Consider the following 23422-nt stretch of genomic DNA (forward strand, 5'->3'; position numbering starts at 1 on the left):
TCCACAGTTCCTACATGCAGAAAAACCATTTTGCACGAAATCAAAATGGTTTTTCTATGTTTTTATTTTATGATAATTTCCGTTCGACTATGGCCTTCTTTTAGCTTTTGCACTTGTAAAATTGCTGGCATTGCCGCTTTTAATTCTGCAACATGTGAAATGACGCCAATTAATCGCCCCGTTTGTTGCAAATCAATTAAAATATCAATCGCTTTTCTCAATGATTCCTCATCTAAAGTACCGAAGCCTTCATCAATAAACATCGTATCAATATGAACACTACCTTGCACACTTTGAATGACATCAGCCATCCCTAATGCAAGGGCAAGTGAGGCATTGAATTTTTCTCCACCCGAAAGTGTCTTCACATCGCGGGTTTGTCCTGTATTACTGTCAAACACATCAATGCTTAGCCCACTTTGTGCATTCCCTTCCTTACGTCCAGTAGACTTCAAGAAATATTGACCGTTCGATAAAATACGCAAGCGCTCGTTCGCCGCATGCGTCACTTTTTCTAAGTAACCAATTTGTGCGAAACGTTCAAATGAAATTTTTGCTTCATTTTGACCACGAATAACATCATAAATTTGCTCTACTTGAATTAACTTTCCTTTATATTGCTCAATTTCTGTTGCTACTTTTTGCAATCGGACTTTCGTTGATCGACATTGCTCCATATATGATTCAGCCAGTTTATAGTCCGCATATAGCATCTCAAATTGATGATTCAACTCATTAATTTGCTGCTCCCATGCCGTTAAATCGACAGGTTCTTTCCCCGCTAATTGAGCAGAATCTTCCGCAATTTGTACAGCAAAGGTATGCATTTTTTGTCGGAACTGCTCAATTTCTTGACGCATTTGTTGCTGCACTTCAATCGCTAAAATCGACTTTTTATAGCTCACCTCATCTGTAAATCCGGCATTTTCAAGCGCTAATAAATATTCCGATTTCGCCTTTGATTCCTCCTGTAGCTGGTCAATTTCCCGCTTTTTAGCATGTTCGAAATTAGCCGCACAAGTTTTTTCATTTAATTGTGCTTGCTGCAAATGTTGCGTAGCTCGTTCGATTTCCCCTTTTAACGTTTCATGTTTCAATTGCTCCACCTGCAATGCTGCGTTCACTTGTTGCACTGTTGTAAATTGTGGAAGCATTGACTTTTCACTTTGCTCAAACTTCCCTTGCTCCTGAGCTAATTGCGTATTCACATTCGTTACATAAGTACGCCCTTTTTCAATGCGAGTTTGTAGCGTATCTAACTGTTTCATTAACTCTTCATTCGCATGCTTTTCTGTTACTAATTGCGCCTGCTGCTGTTTCATTTTTTGCAATGCTTGTGCCAACTCGCCAGTCGTTTGCTCATTTTTAAATAGAGAATCAATCGTCACTTGTTGCTCGTCAAGTTGCTTCTGTTTTAATTGTAAATTCCCTAAATCAATATCTAACTTTGATTTCACTTCATAGTATTTTTGCATCGCAAGTTCTGCATTTTTTCGCAATCCCTCCGCAACACTCTCTTCAACTGCGGCTGTTTCTTGATTATTCACCGCTGGATGTTCAAAACTACCACAAACTGGGCAAGCCTCTCCGGAAACTAATGTAGACGCAATAAATGCTGCTTGGTTATGGCGAATTTGTTGCTCCACTTGCTTTACTTGTTGCTGAGCAGTTTCGGCAGCTTCTTGTTTTTGAGAAACTTCATCTTGCAATGCTTGTACTATACTATTTAATTGAATGGCCTCTTTTATGTTGTGTATTTTCTGTACGAGTTGTGCATGCTCCTCAAATGTTTTCTGATAAGGAACAATACCGTCTTCTAATTGTTTAATAAGCACTTGTTGATTCGTTTTCCTTTCTATTAAATTTTTCTGCTCGGCAGTTAATTCATCAAATAAATTTTCTACTTTTATCTTTTCACCTTCTAGCTTGTTGATAGCCAATTTAATGTCATCCATTGAACGGTAAATGGGTAAAAGCTGCTCTAATTGTGAAATAGTTTTAGCGTACGTTTCGATTAAGTGCGCCTGTTTTTGTTGCTCTTCATATCTTTTTGACGCATGAGATAATAGCTCTTGGGCATTCGTTTGTTCAGTTGTTGCACGCTCCAATGATTCTTTTGCTAGTGATAATTGAGTTTTAGCTCGTTCATAATCACGCTCTAAAGGTGTAATTTGGCTCGCTTTTATTGCCAACTCAATTTGCTTTGCCTGGCTCTCAAAATGAGCTTCTTGCTGCTTCAATTCTGCTAATTGTATTTGACGTTGCTTAAATTTTTCAATACGTTCATTTAAAATTTTCTGCTCACCATACAATTCATTTTGTTGTTTTAAATCTTTTTTCAATGCCTCATAACGAATATTTAGCTCGGCCGCTAATGCTACATAATGCTGCTCTTCCACTGCTAATGCACCTTCAACCTGATACATATTAATTGCATCACCATTAATCGTTGCAAAAAGCTCAGATTCACGCTCTGGCAATCTATTTTTTATTTCATAAATTGTTTGGTCCTGTTGCATTTTTGCCTGATCATACATGTTTTCTGCAAGCTTCTTTTTATCCTTTAACAGCTCGACCATCTTTGTAAATCGCTCAGTTTTAAAAATTTTACGGAAAATCTCTTCCTTGTGCTTTGATTCGGAAGTTAATAGCTTTTGGAACTCCCCTTGTGGCAGCATGACAATTTGATTAAACTGTGATTGTGTTAGACCAATGAGCTCCTCAATCTTTGACTGGACAAGCTTAACTTGAAATTTTTCGACAGCAGGTTCATTTTTGCCACCCGTAATATCATAAAATTCTCGTTTAGCACTCGCTCCATCATGTCCAAATTTACGCCAAATTCGATAAATCCGTCCTCGTACTTCAAAAATAAGCTCGACTTCTGTATCCATTGTCGGTTCTGCAAAATCACTTCTTAAAAATAATGATTTTTCGCGATCCTCACCACTCCCTGCATCATAAAGAGCAAACGTAATCGCATCAAAAATCGTCGTTTTCCCTGCACCAGTAGAACCTGAAACGACAAAAATGCCATGCTCATGTAGCTTTGTAAAATCAATGATTTCCTTCTCTTTATAAGGACCAAATGCACTCATAGATAGCTTTAGCGGCTTCATTTATAGCACCTCCTGTGATTCTCGTTCACCATCGAGTATTTGCTGCAACACTTCCGTATAAATTTCCATCGCCTCATCACTTAACGGCTTCCCAGTCATTTCGCTATAAAATAATTCAAACAGCTCTGAGTCATCCATTTCAACACGGCTCATTGTTGATGTTTGCTGTTCCATCTGGCTATAAACAGCTGTTCTTTCTATATGTAGTGCATTCGGATACACTGTACGAACAAGCTCAGTTGCACCTTTTACATAGCTTTCGTCTAATAATTTCACGAAAACATAATCTTCACTACGGGGATGCTGCAAAATAGCTTCTAACATGCCTGTCACAATTTTCATTTCACGAATAGCTTTTAATGATCGACGTTGCAATGTCACTTCACCGTTTTCCTGTAAGTCTACAATCGTAAAGCCTTTTTTATGATTCACTTCTGATTCTGAATATTTAAGTGGGGATCCTGCATATTGAATCGTTTCATTCGCAACAAAATGCGCCTGATGTAAATGTCCTAAGGCGGTATAACAAAACGGCTCAAATAGTGCCGATTTTATACACTCCGTCCCACCAATCGTTAGCTTGCGTTCTGAATCACTCGTATTTGGTTCAGGTAAACCATCCTTTGTAATAAACGCATGAGCAACGATAATATTTCGCTTAGTAGGGTCAAGTTTAAGCTTTATTTGGTCAATAATTTTAGCCATTGCTGCTTCATGCGTCGTAATCGTTTCATCCTCAAAAATGGCCCTTACCGTAGATGGCTCTGCGAAAGGCACTAAGTAAAAATGAACTTCTCCGTAAGTATCCTGTAAAATTACCGGCTCAATTACTTTTTCTAAATGGCCGATAATATGTAGCCCACTTGCCTTCATCAATTCGCTGCCAAAGTTTAAACGTGTCGCGCTATCATGATTTCCAGCAATCGCGATAATTGGTGTTTTTTCTTCAATTAAAATTTGCTGCAATGTCGTATTTAACAATTGAATTGCATCCGTTGGGGGAACAGAACGGTCATATAAATCCCCTGCAATGATGATAAGATCCGGTTTTTCTGTTCGAATTTCCTCAATAAATTGCTGTAAAATGTGTTGTTGATCTGCAATCATTGATACACCTTGCACAAGTTTTCCTAAATGCCAATCCGCCGTATGAAAAATTTTCATAAAATTACCCCCTCACTTTGTTACCCATAGTGTACACGACGTTATTAACTCGACACAACTCGCACCACAATAATAGAGATTTCTATATAAAAAAACACACCAAACGAAATTCTCATTCGCGTGGTGTGAAACTTATTTATTATCTTTTTTCGGTCATTGTACCTGCTGTAATTTCTTCTAAATAATGACACGCTGCTTCATGTCCGTCTTTCATTGCTTTTGTCGTACGCAGTAGTGGTTCTTCAATACGACACTTTTCCGTTGCAAATGGACAACGCGTGTGGAAACGACATCCTGTTGGTGGATCAATCGGTGAAGGCACATCTCCTTTAAGTACAATACGATTTTTAACCGCATCTGGATCTGGTACTGGAATGGCTGATAATAACGCCTTCGTATAAGGGTGCTGTGGATTTTCAAATAAGCTTAACTTATCCGCTATCTCCACAATTTTCCCTAAGTACATCACAATAATACGATCTGAAATATGACGTACCACCCCCAAGTCATGTGAAATGAAAAGGTACGTAAGCCCATATTCATTTTGCAATTCTTCCAATAAGTTTAATACTTGTGCTTGAATCGATACATCTAGTGCCGATACTGCTTCATCACAAATAATGAGCTTTGGATCGACCGATAATGCGCGTGCAATTCCGATACGTTGACGTTGGCCACCAGAAAATTCATGGGGGTAACGATCTGCTTGATACGGTCGTAAGCCTACTGTTTCCAATAGTTCTTCAATGCGCGCACGACGCTGATTTGCTGGTAATACATTTTGAATGTGCATCGCTTCATTTAACACACTCGCTACTGTTTGACGTGGATTAATCGAAGCATATGGATCTTGGAAAATAATTTGTAAGTCTTTTCGGAATTTGCGCATTTCACTTTTAGAAGTTTTCGTTAAATCTGTTCCCTTGAATACAACAGACCCCTCTGTCGGCTCTTCTAATCGCAAAATTGCACGTCCTGTTGTCGATTTGCCACAGCCTGATTCCCCTACAATACTAACCGTTTCACCTTCGTAAACTGTAAATGAGATCCCATCAAGTGCTTTTACGTGATTCACTGTACGACCTAAAAAGCCACCCTTAATTGGGAAGTACTGCTTTAATCCCTCAACTTTTAATAGTTCTTTTTTCGCCATATAGCGTCACCTCCGAATCTCCAACCCACTCATCAGAGTACATCCAGCATCGGATTTGCTCTGCACTTTCATCATTTGGATTTAATAGTTGCGGCTCTTTACTATGACAAAGCCCTGTCGCAACTGGGCAACGTGGTGCAAAACGACATCCAACGGGCATTTCATGTGGACTTGGTACCATCCCTTTAATCGGAATTAATCGCTCTTGTTCAATATCATGACGTGGCAATGAATTTAATAAACCTAATGTATAAGGATGCTTCGGATTTTTAAATAAAGAACGTACGTCTGAATATTCTACTACTTGGCCGGCATACATTACCGCTACATAATCACATGTTTCTGCAACAACCCCTAAATCATGAGTAATCATAATAACTGACATGCCTAAACGGTTTTGTAAATCTTTAATTAACTCCAAAATTTGTGCTTGAATCGTTACGTCAAGTGCAGTCGTTGGTTCATCTGCAATTAAAATTTCTGGGTTACAAGCAAGGGCCATCGCAATCATGACACGCTGACGCATCCCACCTGAAAGCTCGTATGGATATTGCTTTACACGCTTTTCAGGAGAAGGAATCCCTACAAGCTTCAGCATTTCGATTGATTGTTGGATTGCTTCCCTCTTGCCGACCTTTTTATGAATTTGAATCGTTTCTCCAATTTGCTGACCAACTGTATAAACAGGGTTTAACGATGTCATCGGCTCTTGGAAAATCATCGAAATTTGATTCCCACGAATTCCTCGCATCGCTTTTTCTGGTAGATTTAATAGATCCTTGCCCTTAAAAAGAATTTCTCCACCTTTGACGCTACCGTTCGATGCAAGTAAACGTAAAATTGTTAGTGCCGTAATACTTTTTCCTGACCCAGATTCTCCTACAATCCCAATTGTTTTACCTTTTGGTACTGCAAAGCTTACACCATCAACAGCGCGCACATCTCCTGCATCTGTTTTAAATGTTGTTTGTAAATTATTGACGACTAAAATATTTTCCGCTTCATTCATTTGCCACACCTCTTTTCCTTTACTAATTCAAGTCAATACGTTTATTTAAGAACTTGTATGAAATATCTACGAGTAGGTTAACAATTACGAATAAGAGAGATATAACGAGCACCGTTCCTTGAACAACTGGGAAATCACGCTGTCGAATTGCATCAATTGTTAAACGTCCCATTCCATTAATCGCAAAAATTGTTTCAGTTAATACTGCACCACCAAGGAAGCCACCAAACTCTAATCCGATAATCGTGACAACTGGAATTAATGCATTTTTTAATGCATGGCGATAAATAACGATACGTTCTGATACCCCTTTTGCACGTGCAGTACGTATGTAATCTTGACCAATTACTTCAAGCATTGATGAACGTGTCATACGGGCAATAATTGCTGCTCCCCCTGTACCAAGAGTAAATACCGGTAAAATCATTTGACGCCATGTCTCCCCCCAGCCAGATGGACGCATTTTTAGAAACTCTGGAATTGGTATATCAAACGGCAAGTTACCAAGTGCAAACCACTGAATTAATAGTAAACCTAGCCAAAAGTTTGGCATAGACAACCCAAATAATGCCACAATCATAATCGTAACGTCAGTTAATGTATAATGGCGTACTGCAGAAATAATTCCTGCAATTAAGCCTAAAAATACGGCTAAAATCGTCGAGTAAATCGCCACTTCTAGAGTTATCCAAAAGCGCGCTTGAATTTCATCCATTACAGGACGGCCACTACGAATTGAATTCCCTAAATCCCCTTGTAACGCACTGCTTAAAAAACGACCGTATTGCACATACGCAGGATCATTTAAACCGAGCTTTTCACGTAAATTTTCAACTGTTTGTACAGATGCACCTTCCCCGGCCATTACTTGCGCAGGGTCACCAGGAATAAGGAACATCAATGAAAATACTAAAATAGAAACACCTAATAATACAGGAATCGTTTGTAGTAAACGACGTATAATATATTTAGTCATTCATCATTCCTCCTATTGCTTCATTTTTGGATCAAGCGCATCTCGTAATCCGTCTCCGAAAATATTAAATGCTAGTACAACAATGACAATCATCAATCCAGGGAACATAACCATATGACTTGCGTTATGCATGTAGGCACGACCATCACTTAACATTGCCCCCCATTCAGGCTCTGGCGGTTGTGCTCCTAAACCTAGGAACGCTAAACCAGATGCTGTTAAAATCGCTGTCGCAATACGCATTGTTGCCTGCACAATAATAGGAGACAGAATATTCGGTAAAATGTGCCTAAAAATAATTCGTCCATCCGAAGCGCCTAATGCCTTTACCGCATCAATATACTCGAGCTTTTTCACTTGCAAGGTGGATCCCCGCACAATACGGGCAAATGCAGGTACTGAAAAAATACCAACTGCAATAATTACGTTTGTTAAGCTACCGCCTAGAACTGAAACGATCGCTAAAGCTAGTAAAATACCAGGGAAGGCTAATAATACATCCATAATACGCATAATAAGCGTATCAACTAATCCACCGTAATAACCTGAAACAATTCCTAAAAAGATCCCGGTAACACCACCAATTAATACAGCTAAAAATCCAACTTTTAATGTCAGCTGTGTTCCATATATGATACGAGCAAAAATATCTCTTCCAAAGTTATCCGTTCCAAACCAATGTTCCTTTGAAGGTGGCTGCAACTTATTTATTATGTTTTGTGCATTCGGCTCTGTTTTCAACAAAGACGGACCGAATATTCCGACTAAAATAATGAATAGTATTACAAGTCCACCAATAACAGCGGCCTTATTTTTCAATAATCGTTTAATAAAGGTTTTAAAGGCTTCCATTCGTGGACTACTTTGCTTTCCAAAGACAGGATTCATTTCTGTTTGTGTACTCAATATGAAGCACCCTTTCAAATGTAATATAAACTCAAAACTTTAATAAATTGGTATAGGATATAGTATATATAGTAAAAACATAACTTTTCAACATAATAATTTTTCGATAACATCTTTATTTTTTATATTTTCTGAATTATCACTTATATTAAAATAGTATTTTCTACTACTTAATATTTACATATTCCAATTAAATTCTACATTTTATTAAAAATTCAGAATATAAAATTATTATTCAATTATTCTATTTAAAGCATATATTTTCTCTTTAAAATTTATTTTCTCTTTTTTGGTTATTGATGACTTTTAAACGCTATGCTATCCTTAAAAAAGAGTTTACATTTTTGTAATATTCTACAATAAATTGTATAGGGGGATTTCCAATATGGCATTTTCGAAAAAATCGCTATGGATGATGCTTCTTACGTTTACACTGGTGCTAGTTTTAGCAGCTTGTGGCGGAGATGACGAAGATTCATCTACTAAAGGTAATGATGCTGAATCTGGGGAGAAAACAGATTCTGGTAAGACTGAGGACACTACAGCAACAGCTGGTGGCGACTTAATCATCGCTGAATTATCAGATGCTAGTTCATTAGATCCTCATGGTTCTAATGACGTACCTTCTTCAAATGTTCAATCAAATCTTTATGAAACATTAGTAAATCGTGATGCTAACGGTGATTTAGTTCCAGGTTTAGCTGAATCTTGGACTCAAGTTGACGATTTAACTTGGGAATTCAAATTAAAACAAGGAATTACTTTCCATGACGGTGAAGCATTCAACGCTGAAGCTGTAAAAGTATCATTTGATCGTTTATTAGATCCTAAAGTTGCATCTCCACGTGCCTTCTTATTTGAGATGGTAACAGAGGTTAAAGTAATTGATGATAGCACAGTTCAATTCGTAACTGAATATCCATTCTCACCATTGCTTGCTCATTTAACGCATAATGGTGGTGGTATCATCAGCCCGAAATCAATTGAAGCTGATTATGCAGCAATGGAAGCAGATTCTGCTGTACTTGCAGGTTCTGTAATCGGTACGAACCCAGTTGGTACTGGTCCATTTAAATTTGGTAGCTGGACTCCAGGTACTGAAATTAAATTAGTTAAATTTGCTGAGTATGCAGGTACTCCTGCAAATATTGATTCTGTAACATTCAAAGTAGTCCCTGAAGGCGCTACTCGTGTTGCTGAATTACAATCTGGTTTTGCCCACATTATTGGTACTGTAGAGCCAGGCCAAGTTGCAAACGTTAATAATACTGATGGGGCTTCTGTATTAGAAACAGCATCATCTTCATTAACTTACCTTGGCTTCAACACTGCAAAAGAGCCATTCAACGATGTTAAAGTACGTCAAGCGATTTCTAAAGCAATCGACCGCACTACTTTAATCAATGGTATTTATGAAGGTTTTGGTATTCCAGCGATTTCGCCATTATCGCCTGGTATTTTCGGATACACTGAAGATGTAACTTCAATGGAATTCAATATGGATGAAGCAAAAGCTTTACTTGCTGAATCTAATCATCCAAATGGTTTCAAAACAACAATTTGGACAAATGATAACCCAGTTCGTCAAAACGTAGCTATCGTATTACAAGAAGCTTTAAAACAATTAAACATTGAAGCAACAATTGAAGTATTAGAGTTTGGTTCTTACTTAGAGAAAACAGCTGCTGGTGAGCATGATATGTTCATCTTAGGTTGGTCAAACTCTACTGGTGATGCAGACTACGGCCTATATGCATTATTCCACTCTTCACAACACGGTGACCCAGGTAACCGTTCATTCTACACTAGCGCAAAAGTAGATGAGTTATTAGACAAAGGTCGTCGTGAAGCTGACCAAGTTGCTCGTGAAGCAATCTACAAAGAATCAATTCAACTTATTTCAGACGAGTCGCCAATGGCATTCGTATTACACCCATCTAACTTAACAGGTGTATCTGATAAAGTATCTGGCTTCAAAGTAGGTGCTGACAGCATCTATCAATTACGCGATGTTAAAATTAGCGAATAATTGAGACAAAAAGACACATCCATTCCGATTTTATTCGGATTGGATGTGTCTTTTCTTTAGTCCATTAAAGGCTGTGGTTTATTAGCCTGAATGTGTTGTGGTACCACATATTTTATGTGCGCAGTTGATCCACCTTTTATTCCATCGTTTCTTAACGATAAAATCTCCTCAAATGTTAACGGATTTGGCTTTGGCATTGCTTCCACACGCATTTCAAGTGACGCATTTCCACTATACTGCTCTAACATGACATTAGCCATTAACCGGTAGCCTTGCTGATTGGGGTGAATATCTGAAAGATTGGATAAATACGTCTTTGCCTGTTCATTAAACGTATCATACACATCTATAAAATGAGCGCCTGCTTGTTCTGCCTCTTGTTGTAATATACGATTTAATAAGTTTAAGGATGCTTCTGCCCCTTCTACTTGCTCCTCATGAATACTTACATATGGGAAGTAATAACCCATCACATAAATTTCAGCAGCAGGTGCCTTTTCATGTAAGAGCTCAAGTAATTCTCGCATTTGAATACGCACTTCATTTAATGCGAAATCGGCAGAAAGCTGTGAAAAAGCGAGCGTCCCTGCATTGGCATTATAAGAAATGAGCGGCAGTAAATTATTTGCTCCCGCTGAAATGGTAATAAGCGTTGCATCTTTTAATAGCGCATCCGCTTTTTCAGATTGCGCACTTTCTAGCACATTGCCAATTCGGTAGCCCGGAAAAGAAAGTTCCTTTGTAAAATGAGCTAATTTCCCATGTCGCTGAAGCTGCATTGCAATAAAGTCCGTATAGCCTGCATCAATTTGTGAATATGGCGTTTGTCCTGCCGCTAAAGAATCACCAATTGCAACATATACTTCTCGCTCCTTAGCCTCGGTACGAAATGGCATAATGAATAAAAATAACGCTGTTAATAAGTAACATCGGCGCATGGACACACCTCCTTTTGCCAAAAACCAATTACGCCTCGGCGTAATTGCGTCCAGAATTTTTTCGAGCTCGCTAGAAAAGCTTCCCTCAAAAAGTCTGTGACATCCGCCGGGGCAATGGGCCAACACGATGTTGGTCACTCGAGCGTTGCCGCACGACGCGGCGTTCTTAGCCTTAGTTCCTCTATTCAGCTAGGGTTTGAATCCACACTGGATAAAATTGCATATTTGGCATCCATCCTCCACTTACAGAAGTAGAAGAATTCTGCTGAAATAAGTTAGAATGCCCAATTCCCTTTTCGGAAAATCGGTTCAACCGTTCCATCAGCTAAAACCCCATCAATATCCATGTCTGCGCTGCCAATCATAAAGTCCTCATGTGTCAGTGATCGGTTAATGCCCAATGCTTCTAGTTGACCTTCTTCAAGTTCTTTACCACCTTCATAGCAAGTTGGATACGCTTCACCAATCGCAAGGTGATTCGATGCATTTTCATCAAACAACGTGTTGTAGTATAAAATATTTGAAGCCGAAATCGGTGATTCATGCGGTACTAGTGCAACCTCCCCTAAATACGCAGAGCCTTCATCCGCAGCAATAAGTTGTTGTAATATCGCATGCCCTACTTTTGCTTCAGCTTGAATAATTTTGCCGTTTTCAAATGTTAACTTGAAATCATCAATAATATTTCCTTTATAAACAAGCGGCTTCGTATTTGATACAACGCCATTCACACCAAATTTCGCTGGTAATGTATATACTTCCTCGGTCGGCATATTCGCAATAAACGTTGTGCCATCTGGAGATTTACTACTACCACTCACCCATAAATGCTTGTCAGGAAGAGCAATTTTCAAGTCTGTACCTGGTGCTTTATAATGTAATAACTTATATTTTTTCTTATTTAATTGGGCTGCACGGTTTTCTAAGCTTTCAATATGCTTCTGCCATTTCGTAACAGCATCCCCTTCACCGATACGTACTGTTTTAAAAATGGCATCCCATAATGCGGGTACTTGTTCTTCTACAGGTAGTTGTGGGAATACTTTTGCAGCCCATTTTGGTGATGGAACCGCAATAATTGACCAAGCAATATTATCATTCATTACAGCTTTTCGGTAATTGACAAGCGCTGTGCCTGCTGCCTTTTGCTGTGCACCGATTTTCTCGACATCAATACCCGCTAATAAATCTGGATCTTCCGCATCAATCCATAAAAGTGCCCCTTTGCGCTCGATTAATTCCTCACGCTGAGCAACAATCCATTTCGGGAAATTCGCTGTTTCTTCTAATGATACATTTTCAAAATACGAACGCTCAAAGCTTGCATCCGTTAAGTTCACATGTACGCGACCCGCGCCCGCTTCATATGCCTTTTTCACAACAATTCTTGTAAAGTCTAACGTTTCAGTTGAAGTATTAATTAATACGTATTGCCCTTTTTGTACATTGATGCCGATACGTACTGCTAAATCTGCAAATTGCTCTAATTTTTCTGCAAATGTCATCGCTTATTTCCCCTTTTTCGTTTTACTGAATGTCATTCCCTTATTGCTTGATTTTGATTTGTAAGGCTTTTGCACGCTTGTTTTTTTAGGAGCTTCTTTTTTTGCTGTAACTGTTTTTGAATTTCCTTCAATAAATTCCCCTTGATGCCATACTTTTTGGACAGGCTTTTGTGATAAATCACGAACCCATTTTTTATATGTTTTTTCATCGCGGTAAGAAAGTAATGTTAATACTTCACCATCTGCCCCTGCACGACCTGTACGCCCTGAGCGATGCGTATATTGCTCTATCGTACGAGGAACATCAACATGAATAACATGTGTTAAGCCCGAAATATCTAAACCACGTGCTGCAATATCCGTTGCAATTAAAATACGCGCCTCGCCTTTTCGGAATGCATCTAATGCGTTTTTACGTTCATCCTTTTTCATCTCTGAATGCAAGGCAACAATTGGTGCATCTCTGTAAGTTAATTTATTTTGTTTCATTAATACTTGATCAATATTATTGACGAATGCTAAGCCACGTACACCTTCAATATTCGATAAACGGCGCAACATATCGGTTTTATCACGCTCTTCGATTTTTATAAAGGAATGCACGACTTTGCCGAACTTCACCATATCTTCTGGTTTAATTTGGATTTCGATAGGTTCAAACATGAAGCGCTCGGCTACCATTTTAATTTCCTCGGTAATAGTTGCAGAAACGACAACTACTTGACGTCCGAAAGCAGATCCTTCGATAAATGATTTTACAACTACTCGGTATTCACGACTTAATAATTGATCGCATTCATCTAATACAATTGTTTCGATTTCTTTTAATTTTAGCTTTCCTTGGCGCGCTAATTCATTCAAACGACCTGGAGTACCGACAACAATCGTTGGTTTTTTCTTCAACTTTTCAATTTGGCGTGCTGAGTTTGCACCACCAATTAATTGTTGTACCGTAATGTCTGTTCCCACTGTCCAATCACGAATGACTTCGACAATTTGCATTGCAAGTTCTTGTGATGGTGCAACGATCAATGCTTGCGTTTGCTTTTTTGAGCCATCTACTTTATTTAAAATTGGCAATGTGTATGCGAGTGTTTTCCCTGATCCTGTTGGGGATTCTGCCACAACATCTTTCCCGTCAAGCATTGCGGGGATCATCTCTTCTTGAATTTTCATTGTTGTTTCAAACGACCATTTATTTTGTAATGTTTCTTTTAATAAGTTTATTGCTGACATGTTTTTTACCACCTTAAGTTCATTGCGTTTAGTGTACCATATTCCTTTGACTTTTAATGTGAATTTCGTATCGTTTACTTTTTATCCATCAAAAAAAGGTGTTAGTAAGACTCATTACTAACACCTTCAACCAATCATGCGTTTAATTTAGAAATGGCTTTTTTCGTATTTCCTTCTACTTCAGTGAGTACTGCTTGAACTATTTCGAAATCTGCGTTTGTTTTAAGCATGACAATTGCTGGTTTTACAGCAAAATTAGTCGTGTTTAAGACTTGTTCTGCTTGTTCAAATGAGCAATTTGTCGACATCATAACGATTCGCTTTGCACGCTCTACTAGCTTTTTATTGCTTGCGTTAACATCGACCATTAAATTTTCATACACTTTCCCTAATTTCACCATCGTAATTGTACTAATCATATTTAAAATCATTTTATGAGACGTCGCTGCTTTTAAACGTGTTGAGCCAGTCAAAATTTCTGGGCCGACTTCTACTTCAATCGCTTCATCGGTATAATTGCTAATTTCCGAGTTTTTATTGCTCGTTAAGCTTACAGTAAATGCATCATTTAATTTTGCATATTTTACAGCACCAATCGTGTAAGGTGTTGTACCACTCGCGGTAATGCCAATGACGGTATCCCACTTCGTAATCACTTTTTTCGCTAAATCTCGGTTTCCTGCCTCGGCATCATCTTCTGCATTTTCAACTGCCTGAAAAAATGCGGAATTTCCACCTGCCATAATCGTTTGTACTAAATGGGGGTCCGTCATAAACGTCGGGGGGCATTCGGATGCATCCATCATCGCTAAACGTCCACTACTCCCAGCACCTACATAAAAAATCCGCCCACCATTTAAAAGATTATTAACAATTTTCTCGATGACCTTTTCTAAAGTTGGCAGCACTTGTGCGACAGCTTGAATAACATGCTCGTCTTGGCGGTTCATAATATTTAAAATTTCTGCAACCGTTAATTCATCTAAATTCATCGTTTCAGAATTTCGTTTTTCAGTCGTTAATTGCTTGTCGTTCATATCATCCCTCCTTTACATCATCCCATGAATTTTTAATGCTTTCTTTCATCATTTCATCGATTATAATTTGATTGGCATGCATCGCTAATATATAGGCACCTACTTCACCCGAAACTTCTGGCTTTGTAAACTTTAACATCGGAAATTTTTGTTTTAATAGCTTGCAAAACGCTTCATAAAAAGCCGTATTGCTGAATAATCCTCCATGTAAAACGAGTGGCTTTTCCATATCCATTTGATATTGTGCTAGTTGAATTAAACGGATTAACTCCTCTTGGATGAGTTGAACAATTTCTTTTGCCAGCTCATCCCCTTTTTCAAATGCCAACAGCACATCACGACAAATGGATGCAATGATTGGGACGGGAGCCTTATGACTATAAATTTTCGATATAATGTCCGGTGGATGCTGAACTTGAAATTGGGTCAATATTTTTTGTTGGAATGGCCGCAATGGGAGTTTTGCATCATAGGACTTCAAAATCGAGCGAATTGCCAATTTTCCAAGATGAAAACCGCTTCCCTCATCTCCTAATAAATAGCCCCAGCCGCCCACTCGAAAATAGTAATCTCCTTTCCGTCCAAAAATGATGGAACCTGTACCCGCAATTAATAACGTGCCCGAACTCCCCCATGTACCTGCTGCTAAAGCGGCATGTGCATCACTTTGAATAGTCATTTTGTCAAACAACGCACTTCCCGCAAAGGATTGATGAATATCTTCTTTTTCAGCTACACGATCTGCACCAGCTAAACAAATAAAAATTTGTTGAACATCGAGTAAATTGATTTTTGTCTGTGATAATATCGTTTCGATTACATTATTCAGCATGTCATGTAACTCAGTTAATGGAATTGCATTTATATTGCCCGATGTGCTTACTTTAGAGCCAATAATATTGCCCTCGAAGTCTCCGATGACACAGCGCGTTTTCGTTCCACCTCCGTCAATACCAATCAAATACTGTTTTCGTATGTTCATCACCTTATTTCCTACTGTTTTCTACTTCTATCTCAATTAAATTGTGAGTAATTCGTCGAAACCTTTGAATATTACACTGTCGTCCATAATGCACTCGATTCGTTAATAGTACGATGACGAGTTCTTGCTCATCTGAAACCCATATTGACGTCCCCGTAAACCCCGTATGTCCAAAGCCATCCTGCAAATATTGCCCTGAAAAATTCGGATTACTATACAATTGCCATCCTAGTCCACGCTGTTCATCAAGAACACTCGTATAAGATTGTTTACTAATTCGTTTCGAGCCTTCTGAAAAGATAGATGATTGCCCCTTCATAAAAGCTTGTGTATAACGTGCCAAATCTTCAGCCGTTGAAAAGAGACCCGCATGACCACTCACACCACCAAAAAAATTCGCATTTTCATCATGAACGTCACCCCACTGGTAATCTTGTAAATGATCGCGATATTCAGTTGCTGCTATTTGCGATTGTAAATCGGATGGAGGGTTAAATAGCGTGTGCTTCATTTGTAGTGGTATAAATATATTTTTTTGTGCAAAGATTTGCAATGGTTCTCCGCTCACTTTTTCTACGAGCTTGCCAAGTAAAATATAGTTCACATCACTATAAATCACTTCTGAACCGATTGCTTTTCGATTTTGTATTTGAGCAATCACTTCTAGCGGACTTTTTTGCACGTATTCCTCTAAATAAAACCTCACTTCTGGTTGAAAGCCACTCGTATGTGTCAGTAAATGTTTTATGGTCACTTCTTCATGAAAGCCTTGTAACTCCGAAAAATAGTATGCGATTGAATCATCCAAATCGAGTAGCCCTTGTTCTAGCAGTAATAAAATTGCAGGTGTTGTTGCAACAACCTTAGTTAAAGAAGCAATATCAAATAGCGTATTTTCCGTCATTGGTATTTCCCTTTTGACATGCGCTTTGCCAAAAGCTTTATTTAGTAAAATGTCCTTTTTATTTGCTATACAAAGAACCGCGCCTGGTAAAAAATTTTGTTCAATAGAATGTTCAATAAATCGTTGGACCGCTTGGAATTCCATATGAATCCTCCTATTTGATGGCACCTTCTGTCATTCCCTTTACAATGGAACGTTGGAAAATCGTGTAGAAAATAATAACTGGAACAACCGCAATACATAAGCCTGCAAATAATACGCCCCACGCACTTTCATATTGTGCTTTCGTTTTCAATAAATTCATAGCAACCCCTAGGGTAGTTTTGCTTTCTGTTTGTAACAATATAAGCGCCATAAAAAACTCATTCCAATAAGAAATCGCATTTAAGATTGTGACGGTCATAATACCTGATTTAATCAAAGGGGTCACGATTTTAAACAAAATACCATAAGGACTCATCCCATCTACCATTGCTGCTTCTTCAAGCTCCTTTGGTATGTTTCCAATAAAGCCAATTAATATAAAAATGGTAAAAGGAACATGTGAAATGGCGTATACAAGAGATAATGCCCATAAATTATCAAGTAAATTAAGCTTCATTAATAAAAAGAATAGCGGAATCCACCCTAAAACAGCTGGAATCATCATCGAAGCTAAATAAACATTTATTAGCACCTCGCCCATTTTTGAGCGGATTCGTTCTAATGCGTACGCCGTTGGGATTGATAGTAATAACGTTAATACGGAACCTAAAACGGTAACAAAAAAGCTATTTAAAAAGGCACGACCGATATTGAAGTCATTCCATGCGCGTTCAAAGTTTGAGAAGTTAAAGGATTGTGGGAGCGCCCAGGGAGAAGAAAAAATTTCTGCGTTCGTTTTAAAAGCTCCCATAAACATCCAAACGAGCGGGAGAATTACGATCATAGCCCATAGTAAAAGCGGAATTCGTACGATAATTTGAGAAAAAGCTTTCATCAATAATCCTCCTTTTAATATTCAACTTTTTCTTTTTTCAAGATAAATTGTGAGATTAGTACGGTTACCAGAGCCACGACTAAAATTAAAACGCCGATTGCCGCGCCATAACCAAATTGAAAGTCTTCAAATGCGCGTTGGTATAAATATGAGCCCATTACTTCTGATGCGCTCCCTGGTCCACCGCCCGTCATTACTTGAACTAATACGAATGAGCCGTTTAACGATGTAATTATAATGTATAAAATTGATGTTTTAATTTGAGGCCAAATTAATGGAACCGTTATTCGCCAAAATTGTTGCCATTCCGAAGCACCATCTATATCTGCAGCTTCATATAAACTTTTAGGGACATTCGAAATGCCTCCCATAAGCAATAGCATGAATAGTCCAATCCCCGCCCAAATTGCAGGAATAGCAATACTTGGTAGAACCCATGTCATATCCCCTAGCCAAGGACGCACCCATTCTGTTAATCCGACTTTTGTTAAAAAACTGTTTACAAGTCCGATACTTGGGTCATAAATAAATTGCCATAAAATACCGATTACTACAACAGACATAATGTTCGGAAAGAAAAATACAATTCGATAAAACGGTGCCTCTTTAATACGTAGTTGTGTTAACGCCACCGCAAAAAATAAAGAGAGCGTCATAATACCGATTACTTTTACAAATACGAAGAAGAAATCATTAAATATTGCTTTTTTAATAACAGAATCATTCCAAAGTTTCACATAATTATCCAAGCCAATAAATGTTTTTACTGAGCTAGTGCCTGACCATTCAAAAAAGGAATAATATAAACCGCCTAACATCGGATACACAGTAAAAACGAGAAATAATAAAAACGTTGGAAGTAAACAAAAGGCTAAAAATAAGTAGCGTTGTTTCGATGTGTGCGCCATTCTATTCCTTCCTCCTCTCATTTGAATGATTATAGAAAGGAAGGGTTGTCTAGAAAGATATCTTTCCAGCCAACCCGGTTCCTTTGTAAAGAATTTCGCTTACTAATACATTTTGTTATTTCCGTAATTCCTGTGCTTTTTTCGTCATGGTGTCTACAAATTGCTCTGCCGTTTTCTTACCTAATAAAACCTCTACAAGTTGAAGCTTTATTTCATTTGTAATTTCAACGGCAATTTTTTGTTCCTCTGCGTTTGGCGTGTTACGTTTATAAAGTTGGACAGCACTTGGATTGTTAATCATGTCATTAATGCCTGTTAAGAACTCCGGCACATTTGTATTTGCTGAAAGATCTACATTTTTCAAGTTCATAATGGCACCTGTTGATTCTGCAAATGCTTGTGCATATTGCTCTGTAAATATGAACTCAAGAAACGCTTTTGCCGCTTCTGGATTTTTTGCTTTTTCAGCAACCGCAATTGTACGAATATCTGGTACTAATGCTAAAGGCTCTCCCGGATTATTCATCGGCGTTGGCGTAAACCCGAATTCAAGGTCACTTGGTGTGTCATTTTTCATTTCATTTGGTAACCAGAACCCTACTGGAATGTATGCGTTTTTATGCAGTAGGAAATTCATTTGTGATTGCGTATGGTTATATGCCGCAAATCCAGGATCAACGACTTTAGCATCTACCATTTTCTGAACCTTTTTCATCACTTCTAACACTTCTGGTCTTTGCCATGCTTCTACTACACCATTTCTTAAATCATTTAAAAATTCTTCCCCTCCAGCTGCTGCAAAGGCTGGATTTAATATGCCGCGTTCGAAGTATTGTGGGTGTTGACCCGTCGTAATAAATGGTGCAATATTCGTATCTGCTTTAATTTGCTCCATTGAACTTAACCAAGTATCAAAGTCTGTTGGTGCTGTCCAATTATTATCTTTAAACCATTTTGCATCATACCAAATGCCCCATGTATCAAATACAAGCGGTAACGAATAAATTTTCCCACCATCAATTTCTTCAGCTGGTGATATGAAGCTCTCCAATAACGGTGTGCCATCATCCATTTTTAAATCTTTTACAAAATCACTAATATCCATTAATTGACCTTCTGCAATCATTTGTGTTTCATTTGAGCCAGCTCCATCGATATAAACTACATCTGGTGGCGAATTTGAAATCCAACGTGTATTCATTTCAGTATTTATATTAGGTCCAGCATGTTCAATAATTTCTAAATTCGGGTGCTCTTTTTTGAAATCACCAATTACACGTTTCCACCATTCATCCCCGTAACCACCTACGAAATATTGAATTTCTAATTTACCTGATAACCCGTCCTCTTTTGCTGGTTCCGTAGTTGTACTATCTGTTTTGGTACCGCCACTATCATTTTCTGATGCTACGTCCTTTTTCGTATCATCATCTGAACAAGCTGCTAACAACATCAACAATCCTACTAATGCAAATAATAGCCAAAATTGCTTCATACCTTTTTTGCGATTCATTAGTAAACACCCCTTATTGATATTTATGTAAACTACTAAAAAAATAGTTTCCACCATTGGTTAACGAGAATAATTCGCGATTGTTTTTCTCGTGCGGTCTAACACTTCAATTGATCGATCAAACTTCAAAGTGGCCACACCAGTAAATAAAATATCAATCAATGTTAATTGTGCAATTCTTGATGCCGTTGCTGCACTGCGAATCATTGCCTCATTTGAAACGATAAATAATGAACTATCCGCATACGTCTGTAATGCATTTCTTTGATTTTGAGTCATTGTAATAATGGTTGCCCCATTTTTTTTCGCCTCAGAAACAGCGTTAATAATTTCTTTTGTTTCACCTGAATAGGAAATAGCAAAAATAATATCTTTATTGTTTACATGTGTTGCTGCAATTAGTTGCCCATGACTATCGATAATTGCTTCACACCATTTATCAATTCTCTTAAACTTATGCTCTAAATCAAGTGCAACTACCGCCGATGCACCAACACCTATTACTATAATCTTCCTGGCATGATCAAGTTGATGAATAACCTTATTTAGTTCACGTTTATCATTTGCAATTAATGTCTGTTGTATAGATTGTATGTTATGAACACTAATTGTTTGAATCATTTGAGCAATCGTAGAGTTTTTTTCAAGCTCTGAATAGGCGGTGCTCTCTTTTGTTTGACCTAAGGACGCCGCAATGCTTAGCTTTAGATCCCTAAACCCTTTAAAATGTAGTGCACGGCACATACGAATAATTGTCGCTTCACTCGTTTTTGTTTCTAATGAGAGTTGCGCAATCGGCATATGTATAATTTTCTCCGTATTGTTCACAATAAAGTCCGCTACAATTTTTTCAGTTGGCTTTAATAGCCCTATCCCAGACCGAATTCTTTCTATCCCATTTTCGACCATTTAAATGCACCTACTTTTTGCATAATTGTAATAAAGTTTCTAGAAAATTCTGAAAATATGGAGTTTTATTACATATTAGTATGACAAGTACGTTATTGTCAATATTTTCTCCATCAAATTTCAGAATATTAAAATAATTAAAGTGTCGCTTCATCTACTTTTTCACGATAATTCTGCTATACTTCAAATTAGAATTTCTAACGATGGTGGTGACAATTATGCAATACGCATTATTAGGTGATTTACATTCACATTATAAATGTACAAAATCGGTACTTGAGCACATAAAAGAAGTGGCTCCTCAAGCTGAAATTATTGGATTGGGCGACTTATTTGAATGTACAATTGGTAAAAAAAAAGCACAAAAAATTCGTAATGCACCAGTGGAAGTTGCTGCTATTTTAGAAAAGGAGTTTACTAATTTATTAACGTTTCCATCGATTATTGGCAATCAAGAGGAGCGTATCGCCCTTGTTACTGGAGACAAGCGCTTTTTACAATATGAAAACGTGTACGAAATAGAAAATGCAACATTAATGCATGGGCATCAATTCGATTGGGATGAGGATTTTAATCCGACATTTCCACCGATCGAGACACCTTTATTATTTTTTGGACATAGTCATCATGCAGCAATTTATGTAAATGGGGAACGACAAGCCGTACCTTATAATAAGCCACTTTCAATCGGAGAGAAATGCTATCAAATTAATGTTGGTCCGGTTGTTGAGAACATGGAATGGTGTCTTTATGATAGCGAGGTAATGAGCGTCACTTTTATGCAAGCAATCAAATTCGACCCAGAATAATTGCGACTGAATGAAGTTAAAAAAGCGGGCAATGTGTAGTAACTATGACTACGCATTGCCCGCTATAAAAAAGGAACATTATTTCATATATTGAGATTTATTATTTACTAAAATTTGTTGCAGCTGTTGAAGTTTATCAATGACCACTTTCGAAGTGATTGTCAGATCTTCTAAATACGTTTCTGCAAGTTCCTTTTTATTATTAATATGTGCTTGAACTGCTTTTCTCGCAATTTCATATACATAAATATTCATAATTGCTATTTCTATTCTTCCCAAACATGATGTTCTCTCCCTATGTCCTTCTACAAATAACTCCATCTATTTGTATAGAAGTAAAATCTAATATAACTTTATTCTACTTTACCTTCTTCTCAAATAGATGGGTTCTATTACAAACTTAACTAAATTTACAATTCTGGCAGCTCGTGATCCAATCCAAATTTTTGACGGAAGCCACATTTTTTACATAGTTCTTCTACTGCTTCTCGGCGTGAAAAGCCATCTACTAAATTTTGTGCACGTTCACTTTCAATAATGTCACCAAATTTTTGCTCATGGACATTTCCTAAATTAATTACCCCTTCACCATCCAAGCAGCATGGCACTACTGAGCCGTCTACTAAAATCGCTGCATGGGTACGCAATGCATGGCAGAACCCTTTTCCTTCATCTGCCTTTTCAAGCAAACTCGGCCAACGGAATTCGTGGTCTTGGTTTAAGTAAATATTTTTGGCAATTTTTACGCCTTTCCCCATCTCAACACGCTCTTGAATTTCATAATCAAGTTCATACTCATTTTCAAGAATTTCAAGCGTTTCACGATTTCTACGATTTGCTTCTTCTGAAAGGTGATTGCGCTGTAAATTCCACAGACGATACGAAATAATCACATTATGCTCACGTACTTCACGAACAAATTTTAATATTTCCTCTAAATATTTCTCGCGGTTTTCAGAACCTTCATGTCCATCAAAGCTATGCAGAGAAAAATTGATTTGACGTAATGCGGGCTTGCCTAATAATTTTTCACGATTTTTTTTAATTAATGTACCATTCGTCGTAATATTTACTTTAAATCCTTTTTCATGTGCAATATCCAATAACTGTCCAATGCGTGGATGCAATAATGGCTCCCCTTTTACATGTAAATAGATATATTTAGTATAGCCGCTAATTTCATCAAGTATATTAGCAAACTGTTCGACTTTTATTAAACCTTTTGCACGCTCAGTTGGCGGACAAAAACTACATGCTAGGTTACAAACGCTTGTAATCTCAATATAAACTTTTTTAAATGTTTTCAACGCTCGCTCACCGTTCCTTTTTTTTAACAATACTACTCA

Annotated in this window: 20 protein-coding genes; 2 read left to right on the top strand and 18 right to left on the bottom strand. The window is 37.8% G+C overall.

What is annotated here, in order from left to right; all coding sequences use genetic code 11:
- Nucleotides 1-62: 62 nt before the first annotated feature.
- From CSE16_RS18755 to nikC, 6 genes are all read right to left on the bottom strand, one after another.
- Nucleotides 63-3119, bottom strand: coding sequence for an AAA family ATPase (locus CSE16_RS18755; RefSeq protein ID WP_099425282.1), 3057 nt, complete (start codon nt 3117-3119; stop codon nt 63-65).
- Complete coding sequence (locus CSE16_RS18760) at nt 3120-4283, bottom strand: exonuclease SbcCD subunit D (RefSeq protein WP_099425283.1); 1164 nt, start codon at nt 4281-4283, stop codon at nt 3120-3122. It lies immediately after the preceding gene.
- A 139-nt stretch (nt 4284-4422) separates the two neighbouring features.
- Entirely contained in the window at nt 4423-5436 is a 1014-nt protein-coding gene (locus tag CSE16_RS18765) for an ABC transporter ATP-binding protein (RefSeq protein WP_099425284.1), read from the bottom strand.
- On the bottom strand, nt 5408-6445 hold the full coding sequence (locus tag CSE16_RS18770; RefSeq protein ID WP_099425285.1) for an ABC transporter ATP-binding protein: 1038 nt from the start codon (nt 6443-6445) through the stop codon (nt 5408-5410). The genes CSE16_RS18765 and CSE16_RS18770 overlap by 29 nt, the downstream gene beginning before the upstream one ends.
- 22 nt (nt 6446-6467) lie before the next feature.
- Complete coding sequence (locus CSE16_RS18775) at nt 6468-7421, bottom strand: ABC transporter permease (RefSeq protein ID WP_099425286.1); 954 nt, start codon at nt 7419-7421, stop codon at nt 6468-6470.
- Between the two features lie 12 nt (nt 7422-7433).
- Nucleotides 7434-8327 carry a nickel transporter permease gene (gene nikC / locus CSE16_RS18780; RefSeq protein WP_371514511.1) on the bottom strand — a complete coding sequence of 298 codons (894 nt, stop codon included), beginning with the start codon at nt 8325-8327 and terminating at the stop codon, nt 7434-7436.
- Nucleotides 8328-8712: 385 nt separating this feature from the next.
- Between nikC and CSE16_RS18785 the strand changes: the two genes are divergently transcribed.
- Entirely contained in the window at nt 8713-10356 is a 1644-nt protein-coding gene (locus tag CSE16_RS18785) for a glutathione ABC transporter substrate-binding protein (protein ID WP_099425287.1), read from the top strand.
- Nucleotides 10357-10412: 56 nt separating this feature from the next.
- Here CSE16_RS18785 and CSE16_RS18790 read toward each other — a convergent pair whose 3' ends face one another.
- From CSE16_RS18790 to CSE16_RS18835, 10 genes are all read right to left on the bottom strand, one after another.
- Entirely contained in the window at nt 10413-11294 is an 882-nt protein-coding gene (locus CSE16_RS18790; protein WP_099425288.1) for an SGNH/GDSL hydrolase family protein, read from the bottom strand.
- A 275-nt stretch (nt 11295-11569) separates the two neighbouring features.
- Nucleotides 11570-12799, bottom strand: coding sequence for an aminopeptidase (locus CSE16_RS18795; protein WP_099425289.1), 1230 nt, complete (start codon nt 12797-12799; stop codon nt 11570-11572).
- Between the two features lie 3 nt (nt 12800-12802).
- Nucleotides 12803-14035: a DEAD/DEAH box helicase gene (locus CSE16_RS18800; RefSeq protein ID WP_099425290.1), complete on the bottom strand. Its 1233-nt coding sequence runs from the start codon at nt 14033-14035 to the stop codon at nt 12803-12805.
- A 134-nt stretch (nt 14036-14169) separates the two neighbouring features.
- Complete coding sequence (gene murQ, locus CSE16_RS18805) at nt 14170-15072, bottom strand: N-acetylmuramic acid 6-phosphate etherase (protein WP_099425291.1); 903 nt, start codon at nt 15070-15072, stop codon at nt 14170-14172.
- A gap of 1 nt (nt 15073) precedes the next feature.
- Nucleotides 15074-16054, bottom strand: coding sequence for a BadF/BadG/BcrA/BcrD ATPase family protein (locus CSE16_RS18810; protein ID WP_099425292.1), 981 nt, complete (start codon nt 16052-16054; stop codon nt 15074-15076).
- A 4-nt stretch (nt 16055-16058) separates the two neighbouring features.
- The gene (locus CSE16_RS18815; protein ID WP_099425293.1) at nt 16059-17102 is read right to left on the bottom strand and encodes a serine hydrolase domain-containing protein; all 1044 of its coding nucleotides are present in this window, start codon (nt 17100-17102) and stop codon (nt 16059-16061) included.
- Nucleotides 17103-17112: 10 nt separating this feature from the next.
- Nucleotides 17113-17937: a carbohydrate ABC transporter permease gene (locus CSE16_RS18820; RefSeq protein WP_099425294.1), complete on the bottom strand. Its 825-nt coding sequence runs from the start codon at nt 17935-17937 to the stop codon at nt 17113-17115.
- Between the two features lie 14 nt (nt 17938-17951).
- Complete coding sequence (locus tag CSE16_RS18825; protein ID WP_099425295.1) at nt 17952-18845, bottom strand: carbohydrate ABC transporter permease; 894 nt, start codon at nt 18843-18845, stop codon at nt 17952-17954.
- A 115-nt stretch (nt 18846-18960) separates the two neighbouring features.
- Complete coding sequence (locus CSE16_RS18830) at nt 18961-20358, bottom strand: ABC transporter substrate-binding protein (RefSeq protein WP_253896120.1); 1398 nt, start codon at nt 20356-20358, stop codon at nt 18961-18963.
- 60 nt (nt 20359-20418) lie between these two features.
- Nucleotides 20419-21267, bottom strand: a complete 849-nt coding sequence (locus tag CSE16_RS18835; protein ID WP_099425296.1) for a MurR/RpiR family transcriptional regulator — start codon at nt 21265-21267, stop codon at nt 20419-20421.
- A gap of 218 nt (nt 21268-21485) precedes the next feature.
- Here CSE16_RS18835 and CSE16_RS18840 point away from each other — a divergent pair, with 218 nt between their 5' ends.
- Complete coding sequence (locus CSE16_RS18840) at nt 21486-22076, top strand: metallophosphoesterase family protein (RefSeq protein WP_099425297.1); 591 nt, start codon at nt 21486-21488, stop codon at nt 22074-22076.
- 78 nt (nt 22077-22154) lie between these two features.
- Here the strand turns inward: CSE16_RS18840 and CSE16_RS18845 are convergent, their stop codons facing one another.
- Entirely contained in the window at nt 22155-22355 is a 201-nt protein-coding gene (locus CSE16_RS18845; RefSeq protein ID WP_099425298.1) for a hypothetical protein, read from the bottom strand.
- 131 nt (nt 22356-22486) lie between these two features.
- Nucleotides 22487-23383: a radical SAM/SPASM domain-containing protein gene (locus CSE16_RS18850; protein WP_099425886.1), complete on the bottom strand. Its 897-nt coding sequence runs from the start codon at nt 23381-23383 to the stop codon at nt 22487-22489.
- Nucleotides 23384-23422: the final 39 nt, after the last annotated feature.

The organism is Solibacillus sp. R5-41, from assembly GCF_002736105.1.
Taxonomy (GTDB): domain Bacteria; phylum Bacillota; class Bacilli; order Bacillales_A; family Planococcaceae; genus Solibacillus.

Bases quoted from the DNA above. Each gene is read 5' to 3' on its own strand.
- CSE16_RS18755 (WP_099425282.1), bottom strand. From the start codon at position 3,119: ATGAAGCCGCTAAAGCTATCTATGAGTGCATTTGGTCCTTATAAAGAG.
- CSE16_RS18760 (WP_099425283.1), bottom strand. From the start codon at position 4,283: ATGAAAATTTTTCATACGGCGGATTGGCATTTAGGAAAACTTGTGCAA.
- CSE16_RS18765 (WP_099425284.1), bottom strand. From the start codon at position 5,436: ATGGCGAAAAAAGAACTATTAAAAGTTGAGGGATTAAAGCAGTACTTC.
- CSE16_RS18770 (WP_099425285.1), bottom strand. From the start codon at position 6,445: ATGAATGAAGCGGAAAATATTTTAGTCGTCAATAATTTACAAACAACA.
- CSE16_RS18775 (WP_099425286.1), bottom strand. From the start codon at position 7,421: ATGACTAAATATATTATACGTCGTTTACTACAAACGATTCCTGTATTA.
- CSE16_RS18785 (WP_099425287.1), top strand. From the start codon at position 8,713: ATGGCATTTTCGAAAAAATCGCTATGGATGATGCTTCTTACGTTTACA.
- CSE16_RS18790 (WP_099425288.1), bottom strand. From the start codon at position 11,294: ATGCGCCGATGTTACTTATTAACAGCGTTATTTTTATTCATTATGCCA.
- CSE16_RS18795 (WP_099425289.1), bottom strand. From the start codon at position 12,799: ATGACATTTGCAGAAAAATTAGAGCAATTTGCAGATTTAGCAGTACGT.
- CSE16_RS18800 (WP_099425290.1), bottom strand. From the start codon at position 14,035: ATGTCAGCAATAAACTTATTAAAAGAAACATTACAAAATAAATGGTCG.
- murQ (WP_099425291.1), bottom strand. From the start codon at position 15,072: ATGAACGACAAGCAATTAACGACTGAAAAACGAAATTCTGAAACGATG.
- CSE16_RS18810 (WP_099425292.1), bottom strand. From the start codon at position 16,054: ATGAACATACGAAAACAGTATTTGATTGGTATTGACGGAGGTGGAACG.
- CSE16_RS18815 (WP_099425293.1), bottom strand. From the start codon at position 17,102: ATGGAATTCCAAGCGGTCCAACGATTTATTGAACATTCTATTGAACAA.
- CSE16_RS18820 (WP_099425294.1), bottom strand. From the start codon at position 17,937: ATGAAAGCTTTTTCTCAAATTATCGTACGAATTCCGCTTTTACTATGG.
- CSE16_RS18825 (WP_099425295.1), bottom strand. From the start codon at position 18,845: ATGGCGCACACATCGAAACAACGCTACTTATTTTTAGCCTTTTGTTTA.
- CSE16_RS18830 (WP_253896120.1), bottom strand. From the start codon at position 20,358: ATGAATCGCAAAAAAGGTATGAAGCAATTTTGGCTATTATTTGCATTA.
- CSE16_RS18835 (WP_099425296.1), bottom strand. From the start codon at position 21,267: ATGGTCGAAAATGGGATAGAAAGAATTCGGTCTGGGATAGGGCTATTA.
- CSE16_RS18840 (WP_099425297.1), top strand. From the start codon at position 21,486: ATGCAATACGCATTATTAGGTGATTTACATTCACATTATAAATGTACA.